The sequence below is a fragment of the Paraprevotella xylaniphila YIT 11841 genome, assembly GCF_000205165.1.
Lineage (GTDB): Bacteria > Bacteroidota > Bacteroidia > Bacteroidales > Bacteroidaceae > Paraprevotella > Paraprevotella xylaniphila.
In genome coordinates this window covers 70877-85462 of sequence record NZ_GL883831.1, presented here as the reverse complement: position 1 = coordinate 85462, position 14586 = coordinate 70877, and the positions used below count along the sequence as shown (strand labels likewise).

The following is a 14586-nucleotide window of genomic DNA, read 5'->3' as shown; positions in this document are numbered from 1 at the left end:
GATAACCGATTTTGCAACAATCGGGCCATTGTCACAAATCTCCTCGATTTGCCGGGTTGGGTTCCTCAAATTTGGCTGAAAATTTTCCAAAACACCTGTTAAGGCTTAACCCGTAAGAAATGCTTTTGCCAAGATAGACCAACCTGTACACTTCACTGTTTAACTTGGGTATTTGGACGGTTATCGGACCTTTATAAAGTTCGCTTTCGAAAGCTTTCTTTTTTGCCCGATAATCACTCTCCGTACTCCCCATAATGGTAAACTCCAATGTGAAATTTCTGCTGTCCACTTTCGCGTTTTCCGTTATTATACGCTTACCGTGCTCCAATCGGCTTTCATTCTCAATGTAGTCTTTCATTGGAGCAGGTGTATCTATTGAATCAAGAAATCCTTCCCCCATACATACACCCCATGTAGTCCAAGCATCTTTTCCGTTAATTAGTAATTCTCCTTTCATAATCTTGATGTGTTTCGTTTTACTTCTTCCATATCCTTTTGCATCTGTTTGATTGGCTTTACTATTTCACCTGTATTCTCTCTGATTTGTTGAAGTTCCAAATAAGAATTGGCCAAAATTGTACGGGTCTCGTCGGAAATATTGTACATGCCGCCCATTTTAGACAACAATCCAGAAATCGAGCCTTTAAGTTCAGTTATGGCAATGGCCTGCTGTTGGTTGGCGTTCTCGATACGGTATCCCGTTTCCTGAATGGCCGTGAGCCTTCCGTTGGTCTCATCCACGCTTTCTTGGGATGCCTGTACCTTGACCGCGCTACTGGCCTGTTGTGCGGAAGTTCCGCCTGATGATTCCCACCCGAAATCGTTCATGAGCTGTTCCCGGTCGGCAAGCATTTGTTCTGTAAGTTCTTTTTGTTCTTGCCGTAGCCTTTCAGCTTCCTCCGGAGTAAGCTTGCCACCACTTTCTGAATCTGCCGCCCATTGGTTATACAGGCTTTCTATTTCTTCTTTATACTTGTTGGCTATAAGCGAAGAAAATATGGCATTCTGCAAATATTTCTCGAAATTGTCGGCAAAGTCTTCGTTTGTTGAATCCAAGTCGGACAGCAAATCCACATATCCGCTTTTGAACTCGTCAAGGCCGATTCCGGTCAATGCCTCTTTTTCCTTTTGGGCGATTTCTTCCAACTGCTCCCCATAATCCGCTATGTTCTGGATGTAGTCGATGAACTCGCCGTTCACCTCACCCAATACGGACACAAGTCTTTCATCCGTCAATAGCTTCTCCATCTGTTCGGAAGACAAGTCCCACAATTGGTATTCAGCCGTTATCTTCTCTCCAACGAGGCCGGATATGCGTTCGTAATCTTCTGCGGTAAGACGGTCATTTATACGGTATCCAAGAGAATGGGAACCGGCACTACTTCCGCTTGAAGCCAACTGTTTGATGAGTTGCCGTTGACGCTCTATCTGTACATTGACAAGCCTTGCAGCTTCGTCGGCGGCTTTCTGCGCCTCGATGCCGTAATCAATGTCAATATACTCCATTTTCTTATCTATGAGTTGGTCCCAAATGTTTATCAGGGTATCATATTGGGATTTCAAGGCTTCATATTCCGAGTAGTCGGCACCGAACTTTTCCTTGAAGAAGCCACCTATTCCTGATATGATTTTCATTCCGGCACTTATGGCGGCCAGTACTGCGGATGCTTTATCCAAAGCAGACATTTCCGCATTTATCGCCTTTATGGCACCCACCGCTTGTAAGGAAGAAGACGCGATGCCTCCGGCCAAGGAGATGATTTCACCGAATGTTCCCCCGACAGTATCTCCTATCTCCTCGAATACATCGTTCACATCGGTAAGAACTTTATACAGCTTGTCCCAATCCTTTGTGGACTTTCCTGGAGATATCTCTTTTTCAATTTCTTTCTTTTCCAAGGATTTTCTTAGCGTATCCACTTCTGCCCTCTTGCGTGCCAAATCAGGATTGTCCGGGTCACTGATTTCCATGTTCATCATCTCCTGATATGCCTGATTAAGCGATTCACGGAGTTTTTCAAGTGACAAGTCAATTACGTTGTCAGCCCATGAATTAAAACTTTCCTCACGGGCGGCAAACTCATTGTCAATGGCTTTTAACGTTTCCTCTTCCTGATAATCTATTTCTTTCAACTGGGCACCGGAAGCACCGGCATTCTTATATCTTTCCCTTTCCTTGGCAAACTTTTCCCTCGTGGCATTGTACTTCGTGACATAGTCCTGATATTCAGAAAGGGAATCCTTATAAAAATCCGCTATTTCCATTTTCTGCCTTTCCCTCGTTTCCTTTCCCATAATGTCGAACGCGGATGTATCAACACTTACGGTGGAAGAATCAAATGCCTTTGTCTTATAGTTCTTGTCCTTGGACGCTTTCAACTTCTCCTTGGCATCAAAAGCCTCCTTTTCCATTTGTATGATGGCATTGATGTAATCCTGCCGCTGTCGGCCAATCTCCTGCAACTCTTTTTTATGGTTGAGTTCCATTTGGGCTTTCTCTTTCTCAAAGCCTTCATCCATGGCATCTATCCGGGATTGGGCCACTTTATTCTCCAAATCTTCCTGTTGGCGGATGCGGTCTGTGGCATTCTTTCTTTCAATTTCAACAATACGTGATTGCTGATTAGTTATCTTATTCGTATTGTCATTCACTTTTTTATGAGATTCTTCAATACCAGATTTATCCAATTCTGATTTTGCCGCTTTTTCGTACCCTGCTGCTAAATCAAAGTAAGCATCACCAGCTTTCTCTGCGGCATCTGCCTCACTATTTAGTGATTTTATATTATCTCGAACAGATTGTTCGTAGTCTGTAACTGTGGCTCCTATAGTTCCTTGTGCGCCAGGTACTATTTTACGCCTACCATATATAGCGGCTTTAAGTCTATCAACTGCAGTTGGGCCTTCTTCTTCTAATTTATTTTGTTTTGTTTCTGCTTCATTTCTTTTCACTAATGCTTTTTCATATTCATCTGCCGCTAATTTTTGAGCAGCTGTGGCTTTAGCCCTTAACTTAAAAGCCTCTATGATAGCGCTTGTATTTTTGACAAAAGCATTCTCTGCGTCTTTTACTCCATTTATAGAGATACCAAGCTTATTAAATTCTGTTTTATTATCATTTATCCATTGCAATTGTTCTTTTTGAGAAGACAACTTTTTCCATTCAGATGAAAGTTTCTTGACCGAAAGAATATTACTACCATAACTTCCGTTATTTTTCTCCAAGGATTCATTTACTTTCTCCATTGCCTCTTCCGTAGACAATATTGCATCTTTGGACTTAAACAAATTACTAGTCCATTCCACAATTTCCTTACCATACATTGAAAGCACAGTTATCCCAACCATCATAGCTGTTTGCCAACTAAACAAAGACGAAACAAGCTGCTTCCATACCGGTACTCCTTTCTGTCCGGATGCCTTCAATGCCTCATTAGCATCCTTGGCACGCTTTATCTCATCGGTAAGGATGGGCAGATTGTTCGATATAGCAAGAAAGAACATGTTAAGTCCCATTGTTGCCGCCGGAAGTTCACGTACTATCTGCTGTACAGACATATTAAGCCCGTTCCATCCCGAAGCATAGTTCCCTACATTGCGTTGGTGATTTCCTATCGTGGCATCCAACTCCTTTATTTTTGCGTCTGCCTGATTAATAGATGCAAGTAATTCCTTTCCGAAAGGTGATTTCCTTTCTTCTTCCGTCAGTTCACGATAAGCAATCTTCATGCGTGACAATGACTGTGAAAGCCCGTTCATTGAAGTGGCCGCGACATTATCCATTTTCACATTGTTCATCAACGTTTGACGAACTTCCGACAATGCAGCCTTATGAGTTAACAGAGAATTGTTGAGTTGTTCCAACCGTTTTTGTTGAGCCGTAGTCAAAGAGGAATTGCCTGACTGATATTTAGTCAGATTCTTTATCTCTTCGTTTATCAGACGGATAGCATTCTGTTCTTCGATTAAGCGTTTGATGTTTTGCATACGCGTTCCCATAACAGCGTCAATTTCTGCCGCCAGTTCATCATACGCCTTAGCCTGTGCCTGCACGCTTGCTGTTTCCGCATTATTCGCAGTTGTGTTTGCATTACCACTACCAGATTTCGGATTCATATCTGCCGCCTTTGAAAGCTGCTCCTGCGCCTTGATAATCTTTTCCGAAGCATCGTTTATCCGTTTGGTAGAAACCATTATTTTCCCCTCAGCTTCCGACACCTTTCTTACCAAAGCATCATATTGCCCCATAAGGGATTTCAACTGCGCTTCCATCCCCTTGGCAATATCAATGTCAACTTTCACATTGATTTGCTTCAATGCTTTCTTGACATTCTCTATCTCCATTCTTAACTGTTGAAGTTTCTGTATGTCAGATGATACATCTGTAATTATTCCTGCCATATATCATTTACCTATTAAATTCCACAATAAATAAGTACCCCTGTCTATCACGTCATAACCTTTGGACGAGACATAGCTTGCATATTCCATTCCGGCTACAAGGATAAACGCATATCCCATAGTTTCCCTTATTCGTGAACGGGCAAACTCCAAACCTTTTCGGCTTCCCTCTGAACCATCCCCGTACTTACCTTTAGCCCAAAAGGAGACATGCTTACCTGCCTTAGTGGTAAACTCCACCTTCTGCATGTTTTCGCCTCTTCCCTGTATCTTGTAGAAGCCGCCTTCACGTAGTATCTGCCCATTGTAAGCTATTACATAGCCAATGGAGCTGCGCAAGTTTCCCGTGATATTTTGGTAATTACCCTCCGCTATGGCTTCTTGTACGGCTTTCTCTCCGGCATCAGCCAAGCGATCCAAATAGACATCCTCCAATTGCCGTTCCAGTGCGTCCAGACCTGATATATCGCCTTTGAATTTCATTACTCGTCAAATTTTCTATTCTTGAACATGTCCTCATCCGACACTTCACGTAATACTTCGCCGAAAGCCACATGGAGCTTGTCTTTTTGCATGATTACCAAGTTGCGGTAGGGTATCTTATTCACCACTTCATCGTAAGACAAATGCAGATTTTCCATGAACGATGCGATTTGTCCCAGTAAGCAATCATTTCCTACTGTTTCGGTTTTGCTGTCAGATTTGCTACGTTCTTGGCTAAAGCCAACAGCTTGGAAAAATTTTCAGCAGAAATCAATGAATAGGCTTCTTCCAAAGCGTCACTCAGTTCTTTATCTGTCCCATTCAATAGCTCTTCAAACAGACTTTCGTCTCCTTGTATCAACCACGACAAGGCGTGTGAAAAGGCTTCTATATTGTCTTTCGATAAAAAAACTTCTTTAATGGTATCTCCTTTAATCCCAGAAAGCCAATAACCAGCTCCGGCAAGTTTTTTCATTGTTGGCGGCATAATTATATACGCATTCCCTGCTACTACCACTGTTTTAAAGTCCATATCAAGAATGGCACTTGTTACTATTTTTGCTGCGTTTTGTTCCATTGATAAAAACTTAAAAAGGGTAAGACAAAACATTATCGCCTTACCCTTAGAATTAAACATTACCCTGAAATCTCTACAAGAACAATCTTTTTGTCCACAGTCTTGCCTGCATCGGAAGGTTTGGTCTCTATTGTTCCCGACTGAGTAGTGTAACCGACTTTCGACACTTCATAGCGAACGGAAGCACCGGCGTTCACCCGCTTTGACTTTACCGTATCGCCGTCCAGTTTAACGGTAGCGTCGGAAGGCGTAGGGGTTACGGTGACGGTTGTTCATGCGGCATCGACTTTTTCCCCTTCAAACAAGTAATCTGATTTAACTCCTTCTGCCGGATTCGACATGGCAACAGCTGTAACGCCTAAGCCTATGTTCTTCTCCGCTTGTGTTCCTTTTGCAATAACGGCAGCATTGGTAAAGACAATATAATTGCCTGTTTTGGTTTGTGCCACAATACCCAAGTTAACAATGCCAGGCGTATCAGAGGAAGCCCAACCGGCATCTGTGTCAACCTTTTCTCCGCCTTGCAAGGCAACCTTATCGTCAAAAGTCCATTCACCCATTGTAAATGCGATGGTTTTTGCTCCCTTTTGGGTAACATCACGATAATAAATTTCCCCGTTCAACTCATTGATATAGTCAGTATAGGTAGGGTCATCCTCCGTGTACTGCCACGTGTCTTGGTGGGAGTTTTTGACTTCTGTCATTTCACCAATCAGAGTTTTCAGGCTCGTTTTGGTAACGGTTTCATCAATCACACTACCATACCAAATTCTTTTAATTCCTATAAATGGCTTCATATCAGTTTACATTTAATACTTGAAACAAAATTCTAACATTCACATAATGACACTTCAAAGCTGTGTCCGCTTCCGTTCCGATTGAATCAATCGAATAATAGTAGCTTGACTCGTCATATTCTCCTACTACATCATCCAAGAGCTCTTGCGCTTTACGTTCCAGTTTCTGTAAACGGATGAGGTTCGCTTTCCCTTCCACATCTGGCACACAAAGGTTCACTTCCACAAAGCCTTTCTTCCAATAGGTTTCGGGGGATTGGGATTTAGTGCGGATAATCACTCTTTCGGAAGGCAATTCCTTGTGTTCGTCAGGGATGTTTCCCGATTGGTAAACCTCTATGCCGAAAGCCTGGCAGTCCTTGTAGAGAATATTCGCTATGTCAGTCGTTACTATCATTTTACGATTTCCCAATCTTCTGCAAATACATCAGAGATAGACGGAACCCAACTGTCAGCCCGTCCTGTATTCTCATTGTAGATAAGACATTGGCTTGTGTAGTCAATAAAGCCCTTACCTGACAGAATCAAGTCTTTAGCTGACTGAGGAAGTGATTGCATCTTTGGGATAACATCACTTCCGATGTGTGCCGGTACTTGTTTAATTACAAACAATCCTTTGCCGTTCCAACCTTTTCTACGGATAGCAAGACCGAACTTCAATGCTTGAATTGCAATTCCGAAAGACATTCTTTGGATAGAAACATCTTCGGTAATATTGTCCGCAATGTTAATACGGCAACTTAGAGCTTGCAGGTAACGTCCCATCAAATCCCGTTGAAGTGAAAGCAAAAATGCCGGATAATCATCTTTGACAACCTCACGGAATTTGTCGCTATCAACAAAAGTTGCGCATTTCTCGAACTTTTCTATCAAGTCGGAATATTCGATATATAAGCGGTCAATAAATGTGTCTGCGCACTTGTACGCTTTCTCAAACGGCTCGGCAGGCGACCAGCTTTCATAACCGTCTTGATAGCGGACATGATAGCCTGCGTTTGACTTCTCGTTTTCGTTAGGCACTTTACCTGCTTGCAACAAGCCTTTTTCGTAAGCATCGCCCATTGTCATAGGTTCGGCTTCAATCTGTTTTGTTCCGATGTACTTTTTCATTTTATTAATTCTTTCAATCGTTTCTCTGCATACAAAGCCCCTCCGCTTCTCACCCTAAAGCCCTTGCTTTCCACATTAGAGGCATAGTGATAACCTTTGGGACTTTCTGCATCGTTATACAAAATCAAACTACAATCTTTCTCAACCTTATGCTTATTAGACTTGCGGAGCGTGCCTGTACGGTTTTGATAAGTTCCGTCTTTCACATCGTAGTCATCAGCTTCATTGCCGACTTTATCGACTGTTTCGCGCACTTCGTTTGTTCCTTGCTCTTCAAAAGCAGGAAAATCCGACCAATCAAATTTGACACTTACCCTAACCATATATCACAACGCCCTTTCAGTTCTTCCGAATAACATTCGGCATTCTTGATTACTTTACCTTCTCCTACAATCTCTTTTGTGTCCTTATCCAAACACCTTACTTTTGTATCTAATGCCAGTTTCTTGCCCTCATATACCACATGGTAGGAATAAACCCACAATTTGCCGTTTACCGACACTTCCTTTTGCTGGGAATTGTCATGGCAAAAGCATTCAGTCAGTTCATCCCACGATTCACCGCCTGTGCCGGGTATCGGTCGCCCGTACTCGTCATTATCCGGCGGCGTTATCGTCCTTACTACTAATATGTGAGGTGCTTCGTCTAACATCAGAGAAAAGTCACTTTAGGTTTGTTCGTATTCAGTTCGTCTTTCAATCCGTACCGTTTGCACATCAGGAAATAGTAATCTTTGATACCTTGAATGTCCCATGATTGCGATTTGGAGTGCCCGTTTTCCGATACGGACTTGGAACTACCACGAAGTAAAAGGGTAGGGATAAACTTTGTCATACCTACCGAAATCGGTTGGATATTGTCTTCGTTTACATCATCCTCTCCGCTTATCTTCATGGGCAAAAGGATTGTAAGGAGATTGGCATCGCTCAAAGCAACGCCAAAGTCCCTGAAGGTCTGCCTTATGTAGTCAGATACTTTCATCACGCCAACATCGTATCCAAATCAAAGATTACAATCTTATTCGGAGACGTATATTCCGGAATCCACTCACAACCATATTCCATGAAACGGCCTTCATCCGTTCTCACATTGGAGATATACATGCCTCCTTCCGAACGGTTGTAGTTCTTTCCTGGAACAGGGTCTGCGATTTCATACGGAGTATGCCAACGCATCTTCCCTTGTTTAGCCGTGGTGAACAATGAAATTCGGTTATCCTTGAATACCTGCTTCATTGTCCCGTCAGCAAGTTCTACCAAGTCCTCATTAATAACAATAGGTGGCAAGCCTAACCCTTGGAAAATCGTTGTAGCCATTTCGCTTGACATCAAGCCGGAAGAAAGCTGCACCTCTTTCTGTGCAAAGGATTGTTTGTAGAACTCCCCAAAATCTTTTGAGCCGACAATCGACTTGATAAACGTCTTGCGAGACATCTCCATTGAAACGAATATACCGAACTTGGTACGAAGTTCGACAACCTGATCCATAAGGTATTTTACGAAGTTGCTCTTATCTCCCGTTGTTGGAGTGATACGATGTACAGGCAATTCCATATCAAGCATGGCAATACCCTGTGGATTGTCATCCACTTTCACCGTTGCCTTACCATCGGAACGCAGGGCACCATCAACTAAGTCCATACGCTTATGTGGAGCAAGCAATACTTGGCGATAATCATCCACAATATAGTTGATAATGTCGTTTAATGCTCTTTGTTGATCTGCCGGACGGGCGTTGTTGTACTTGGTTACAAGCTCCTGTAACATATCCAACCTGTCATTGTCCATCTGGTAACGATCACCCAAATAGGCGACTTCACCATAACCTGAACCGAGAGATTTTCGCTCTCTTAACGGCTTGTTAGAATTACGGTCGATAACAGAACCGGCTGTTACGCCTGTAACCGTACCGAGATAAGTTTTAAACACGCGCGACTTCGTTTCCTCGAAATCAAGGTGCTTCTTCCAGAAAATAGTATCAAGACGGAGAGCCTGTACACGGTCAATCACCGCTTTTACTATTTCAGGGTCATTCAATAATGTCTGAACTGTCAAATACATATACTCTCCTTTCTTTAATAAGTAAACATGAATCTGTCACCTAACGAAGCCTTATCCTTTTCTGAAATAGGCACAATCAGCTTGGTTGGTCTAATCTCGTAAGCCTGTCCGATAGCGGTGACGGTTGCACCTTCTTCTACTTTCGTCCATGCGTAGTTCAGTGCGGTTGCGGTAGCTTTGGGAGTTTTCCCTGCGGCTGCTGTAGCTTCAAACAAAGTGTCTCCTTTTTTAGCTGCCAAAGTTGGTGAAGCAGCTAAAGTCACTGTATCATATTCGGCATTAGAGGTTTTATCAATAGATTCGATTGTTCCTCCATTCGTACCATTACCTAAGTGCATACCTTTATAGGCAAAGGAATTTTTCTTTATCTTCAAGGAAACTGTCCCTGCGGAAATATCCTCTACCACATCTACATTGATGACTGCTGTTGCCTGTCTTTTTACAAAATCAAGCACCAATGGTGTCATGGGTGGAATACCCTTTACTCCTGTAAGATTAGTCAAAACCAGATTAAAACCTCCCGAATAACGGAAAATGGTTTCAATCCGGCACATTTCCGGAGTAGGTTCTTCAATAGGCTTTAAATTATACTTAATTCCTCCTGGCATAATCTTTTTACATTTTTAAGTTACTGATTCTGTTTTTTAATCTCTTCTGTTCCCTTGTTAATCATAGCAGCAATTTCGTGATTCTCCTTTTCAGTACGCTGTTCTGATGTTGTGGGAACTTGCACGCCTTGAAATCCCGCATTGACAAACGTTTGCTTTGCGTCCTTCATGTAAGTGTCTAAGTCCGCATCGCTCGGAATGTTCAACATGGGTACAAGTGTTTCGGGAATGCCATATTCCTTTGCCTTTGCAGAAACCTGCGCATTACGCTGTGCTTGTGCGCGCTCCTGTTCGTAACCGGCAAGTTTTTCAGAAAGAGTTTTGTTGGAATCAATCAAAGCTTGTGCCCAAGAAGGGACATCATCCTTTTTTTCGTCTTTCTTTTCTTCTGGATTCTCGATTGGTTTACCGTCTTTCAGTCCATGCTTCTTCTCGTAGTTGGAAACAGCGGAAGTCTGTGCTTGTCCTGCACGGAAATCACCATAGTTTTGCATCACGTCCTGAAAAGAGATACCCTCAACAATGGAGTTTACCTTTGTTTCGTCCGTTACACCCTCTGCCTTTTTGGTGGCGATTCGGGTCAAAGTGGCAGTGTCCGTACCCGGAAACTTCGTTTGCAGTCCTGCCAAAATCATTTCAAATATTGTCATACCGTATGAGCTTGATTAATAAAATCCTACGGTAAAATTACAGATGTGGAAGAGAAAAAAGAAATTTAGGGAAGAATAATACGTGACAATAGCGGGATTGTCATGAATTAAATACAAAGAAAGCGCGAAACCGGGTGGAATCGCGCCGACAATACGTAGATGGATAAGATGTCTATAGCTTTACATTCAATTCTTGATTAGTCAAACAGTAATACATATTCTGTAACTGATGTAAGAAATGAATGGATTTACTTATGCGGCAACAACAATTTTCATTGTCATACAAGTAAAATCCTTCTTTAGTTTCCTTTAAATAGCGTAAATCAGGCGACCAATACGAATCAAATACATTTTCATAAACAAAGCCGCATTTCTCCAAAAGCTCTGATGTCAAAGGGATAGGAGACAAATCTTTAGTAGAAACACATTCTACTTCTCTATAACAAGGCAATGGATTGCAATAACATCCGCATACAAGATTTTTATCAATTTCATAAGAATAAAAATTGCCATTTAAAGACAGCTTTTTAACCTTAAATAATTGAGAATTTAAGTTTAAATAATTCCCTATTCTTAATTCTTTAATATCCAACATAGTAGCTTATTTATCGCAAATATATGAATAATATTGGTAAACCGGAAAAGTATCCCAAATATTATTCAAAATGTCAGTAGTCCTATTTTACAGGTTGGTTGCTTTTACTACTGAACTTTGATAGTTTTTCCTGCTTGGAGATTTCATTTTGCTGTTTCTCGGCTTGCTCTTCCTTTATCTGCTCGACCTCATCTAGCACATTATCTATATTTCCAACGAAAGTGATAGCGCGCTGCTGTGACCATAATTCTCCGTTCTTGGCTTTCAATGCTGTGTCTATCTTTTCTGAAAGGTTTTCCAATCGGTAAGGTTCTATTTCCACGTTGATGTCTATCGTTTCGGCTGCTTTTTCAAGACTGGAATTGATGGAACCAAGCGCGGAAACAAGGAAATTGACACGTCTCTGCATGAACTCGCCGATTACCTCTGCCAAGTTTTCCACGTTCAGGTGGGTGGAAAGGAAAACATAATCGAAAGCCACACCGGAAAGAACGTTCCCACTACCTTTTATTGCATCAAAAGATATTCGAGGAGTATTTGTGAGCGCATATATTTGATTTATCAACGTTTCAGCTTCGTACTGGACTGTTGTAGGGACCTGATTCCACGTCAGATATTGCGCATTTGCTCCTTGTCCAGTCAGTTCTACTACTCGGCTCTTAAACTCACCTGAAAAGTTCTGCACATCACCGAACAACATCAGGATAGGGAAGAAGTGATAATCTATACAATCGGCATAATTGGATAGAAGTTTCTCCAACCGCACCCGGAGTGTCTTAATCTTCTCACAATAGGCTTCCGGACGATAGCAATACAGGACAGGCAGCTTCTTGAATCCATGTTTGAATGAAGAAACGGATTTCCAACCGTCTATAAACTCCCATTGGTAAACGGAATCTGCCGTAATAGTCATAAAACAGGTAATCTCCACGTCGTCCAAATCCTTTTTCTTGTACTCGCGAGAGAAAGCCACCAAGTTATTGCTATCATCAAAGAAAGGATATAGCTTGTCACCCCTAAATGGTGACCAAATCACGCTATTCAGACGGTATTCAGGAGCGGACGCGCCGAAAAGGGTGCCAATCTTGCGCTTCAACTTTGCCCAAAAACCATCATCTTTCACCACGTACCAATATTCGGCACACTCCTGTTCGGAAAGCCACGAGCGCACGATTCGCTTGTTCTGATACTTGATTTTGTTCTTTTCCAACACCTTTCTCAGGGCAGAAAACAATCCTTGTTCGTTTTCTTCCGGTTCGCAGTTCATCTTCGGCTCCGTGCCCACAGTGAAAGCGGTCTGAATATTCACAATGTCCTGTTCAATAGGCAGAGCGATGCGGTTAGGCTCCACATCTTTTGTTTTTTTCGGGATAGTGGTTGTCTTGCCTGTCTTTTCATCATAGACCTCCTTCTCCTTTTCGACCGTGATTTTAATCTTTGGGTATTTTTCCGTGTCCGTGATTATCTCATGGCGGTTAGGATTCCAGTCGTTGTACAGCTTCACCGCATCGGGAAGCTCCGTCTTGCGGCCTTTTTTCAAATAGGCTATCTTTTGGTCTATATCCTCAATTCTTAAAACTTCGTCTATCGTTCTCATATATCAATATTTTTAGTGTGCGAATATTCCTGAATTATCCCGTGGTTTCTGAATCTTACCTAATATCATGCCATATACATAATAGCGGAAACTATCACATAAGTGGTCATCCTGTTCGTCTGCCGGTTGGTTTACATAATGCCCGTCTTTATCCTTGTCCCAAACATAGTTTCGTAATTCGTTCATCAGATTGTACGAGCGTTCGGTGACGAATATGTTAAACTCCTTAGCCTTTTCAATACCTGCAATGACAGAGCCTTTTCCTTTTTCAACCGGATATATACGTATTCCTGCATTATGTATTTCTTGAATCAGACGAGGGTCGGCGCTATCGGCAATGACTTTCATCCCTTGATAGGGTCTAAGCGTCTGGATAATATCCTTTGTGAGCATCTGTGTTTTATAACATATCTCGTCAATGTACAAATCATTATCCATCACCCCACACATTACGATTGCTGTTTCATCATGGGTAAATCCGAAGTCTAACCCTAATGCAATCTTCTTGCACCATTGAGGAATAGACTTTACGACACCCCACTTTTTATAAATTGCCCCCTCTGCCACATCAGCCCAACGTCCGATAACCGTATGAGCATACTTTTCGGGATTCTCCGCTTTCATCTGTTCCACTTCTTTGATGAATTGGGGAGAAAGATTGTCGATGTTGTCGAAGTAGGTCGTATGGATGTGGAGCACGTTCGGATGAGTGGAAATCTGCACCGGCACGCCGTCAATCTCCACTAACTTATGCGTGTTCTCGATGTATTTTTTATAAATGAAATGATTGGAATCAGTCGGATTCATAATGATGATAATCCGGTTCTGAATCCCTTTTTGGCGAATGGAAAGCATGATTTTGTCAAAGTCTTGCTCGTTCGTCCATTCTTCCGCTTCATCGCAGACAAAAGTCGTAATGCCGTGAATGGATTTCAACTTTGCCGTCTGATTGCCGGAAGAAGTCTTGATACCACGGAACATAATGCGTCCGCCGCTGAACATGTTTACTATATCCGAACGAGTAGTTTTAAAATATTTGCTTCCACCGTCTATGTCTATCTTCTCTTGTATCTCCGGTATAATAGATAGGTTGGCTGACACCATTGTATAGCGACAATACAAAATACTGTGGGCGAACGTGCGGTCTCTTGACTGTTCAAATGTAAGCCGCTCAATAAAAGTAGCCGCATTGAACGATTTTCCACTACCTCTACCTCCAGTTATGAGAATGATAAAGTGTTCCGTGTCTTCATAAAGCGGAATATAAACGTTTTGTGGATCTATTTGAGGGACTGATTCAATCATCACTATTCTTTTTTATCCATTTATCAATACTGATACTTCCATGTTCCATTGTCTGTTCGCTGTCCGGGGAAGACACAGCACGTCCAAACAAACGGTCTTCCATGTCGTTCAAGACATCGGTCACTCCTTTTGCCGCATTTCTTTTTAAGCCACGCGCAAGGATAAGCACCCACATCGGGGTATCGTCCTTGCCGATAATCGTGTCAATCTCCTGCGGGGTACATTGAAGGAGGTATAATTTTACTTCGTTCCATTCCTCACGTGACACGTTGTAGGCTTTCTTGGCAACGGTGTATAGTTTGGGCTTTCGGCCACTTTTGGGCGGCTGACGTTCGCTCGTGAAACGAGTCTTTATCCCATCTTCAACTATTCTCTTATTTGCCATTTCAAGCCGTTTTCAAGC

General features: G+C 42.3%; 18 protein-coding genes and 1 pseudogene. All 19 read right to left on the bottom strand.

Features of this window, described 5'->3' with window-relative positions:
• Positions 1–31: 31 nt before the first annotated feature.
• Positions 32–457, bottom strand: a complete 426-nt coding sequence (locus HMPREF9442_RS05160) for a hypothetical protein (RefSeq protein ID WP_008626123.1) — start codon at positions 455–457, stop codon at positions 32–34.
• A complete protein-coding gene (locus HMPREF9442_RS05155) occupies positions 454–4401 on the bottom strand; it encodes a hypothetical protein (RefSeq protein WP_008626122.1) in 3948 nt (1315 codons plus the stop codon). The genes HMPREF9442_RS05160 and HMPREF9442_RS05155 overlap by 4 nt, the downstream gene beginning before the upstream one ends.
• A 3-nt stretch (positions 4402–4404) precedes the next feature.
• A complete protein-coding gene (locus tag HMPREF9442_RS15310) occupies positions 4405–4884 on the bottom strand; it encodes a hypothetical protein (protein WP_008626121.1) in 480 nt (159 codons plus the stop codon).
• Entirely contained in the window at positions 4884–5042 is a 159-nt protein-coding gene (locus HMPREF9442_RS16410) for a hypothetical protein (protein WP_008617572.1), read from the bottom strand. Before HMPREF9442_RS16410 ends, HMPREF9442_RS15310 begins: the two co-directional genes overlap by 1 nt.
• 35 nt (positions 5043–5077) lie before the next feature.
• Positions 5078–5461 (bottom strand): hypothetical protein, encoded by a 384-nt coding sequence (locus HMPREF9442_RS05145; protein ID WP_040602663.1) that lies wholly within the window; start codon positions 5459–5461, stop codon positions 5078–5080.
• Positions 5462–5520: 59 nt separating this feature from the next.
• Positions 5521–5718 (bottom strand): annotated as a pseudogene (locus HMPREF9442_RS17000) (hypothetical protein); the annotation flags it as partial.
• Between the two features lie 15 nt (positions 5719–5733).
• Positions 5734–6258 carry a hypothetical protein gene (locus HMPREF9442_RS05140; protein WP_008626116.1) on the bottom strand — a complete coding sequence of 175 codons (525 nt, stop codon included), beginning with the start codon at positions 6256–6258 and terminating at the stop codon, positions 5734–5736.
• Between the two features lies 1 nt (position 6259).
• Complete coding sequence (locus HMPREF9442_RS05135; protein ID WP_008626114.1) at positions 6260–6655, bottom strand: hypothetical protein; 396 nt, start codon at positions 6653–6655, stop codon at positions 6260–6262.
• Positions 6652–7368 (bottom strand): DUF2829 domain-containing protein, encoded by a 717-nt coding sequence (locus HMPREF9442_RS16405; RefSeq protein ID WP_008626112.1) that lies wholly within the window; start codon positions 7366–7368, stop codon positions 6652–6654. Before HMPREF9442_RS16405 ends, HMPREF9442_RS05135 begins: the two co-directional genes overlap by 4 nt.
• A complete protein-coding gene (locus HMPREF9442_RS05125; RefSeq protein WP_008626110.1) occupies positions 7365–7691 on the bottom strand; it encodes a hypothetical protein in 327 nt (108 codons plus the stop codon). The genes HMPREF9442_RS16405 and HMPREF9442_RS05125 overlap by 4 nt, the downstream gene beginning before the upstream one ends.
• Entirely contained in the window at positions 7679–8020 is a 342-nt protein-coding gene (locus tag HMPREF9442_RS05120; RefSeq protein WP_008626108.1) for a hypothetical protein, read from the bottom strand. The genes HMPREF9442_RS05125 and HMPREF9442_RS05120 overlap by 13 nt, the downstream gene beginning before the upstream one ends.
• Positions 8020–8349, bottom strand: coding sequence for a DUF6706 family protein (locus HMPREF9442_RS05115; protein ID WP_008626106.1), 330 nt, complete (start codon positions 8347–8349; stop codon positions 8020–8022). The genes HMPREF9442_RS05120 and HMPREF9442_RS05115 overlap by 1 nt, the downstream gene beginning before the upstream one ends.
• The gene (locus HMPREF9442_RS05110) at positions 8349–9428 is read right to left on the bottom strand and encodes a hypothetical protein (protein WP_008626105.1); all 1080 of its coding nucleotides are present in this window, start codon (positions 9426–9428) and stop codon (positions 8349–8351) included. Before HMPREF9442_RS05110 ends, HMPREF9442_RS05115 begins: the two co-directional genes overlap by 1 nt.
• A gap of 14 nt (positions 9429–9442) precedes the next feature.
• The gene (locus HMPREF9442_RS05105; protein WP_008626104.1) at positions 9443–10036 is read right to left on the bottom strand and encodes a head fiber protein; all 594 of its coding nucleotides are present in this window, start codon (positions 10034–10036) and stop codon (positions 9443–9445) included.
• A gap of 20 nt (positions 10037–10056) precedes the next feature.
• On the bottom strand, positions 10057–10686 hold the full coding sequence (locus HMPREF9442_RS05100; protein WP_008626103.1) for a hypothetical protein: 630 nt from the start codon (positions 10684–10686) through the stop codon (positions 10057–10059).
• Positions 10687–10858: 172 nt separating this feature from the next.
• The gene (locus HMPREF9442_RS16170; protein ID WP_008626102.1) at positions 10859–11281 is read right to left on the bottom strand and encodes a conserved domain protein; all 423 of its coding nucleotides are present in this window, start codon (positions 11279–11281) and stop codon (positions 10859–10861) included.
• Between the two features lie 82 nt (positions 11282–11363).
• Positions 11364–12878: a phage portal protein gene (locus HMPREF9442_RS05095; protein ID WP_008626094.1), complete on the bottom strand. Its 1515-nt coding sequence runs from the start codon at positions 12876–12878 to the stop codon at positions 11364–11366.
• 12 nt (positions 12879–12890) lie between these two features.
• Complete coding sequence (locus HMPREF9442_RS05090; protein ID WP_008626092.1) at positions 12891–14183, bottom strand: PBSX family phage terminase large subunit; 1293 nt, start codon at positions 14181–14183, stop codon at positions 12891–12893.
• Positions 14176–14568, bottom strand: coding sequence for a hypothetical protein (locus HMPREF9442_RS05085; protein ID WP_008626089.1), 393 nt, complete (start codon positions 14566–14568; stop codon positions 14176–14178). Before HMPREF9442_RS05085 ends, HMPREF9442_RS05090 begins: the two co-directional genes overlap by 8 nt.
• Positions 14569–14586: the final 18 nt, after the last annotated feature.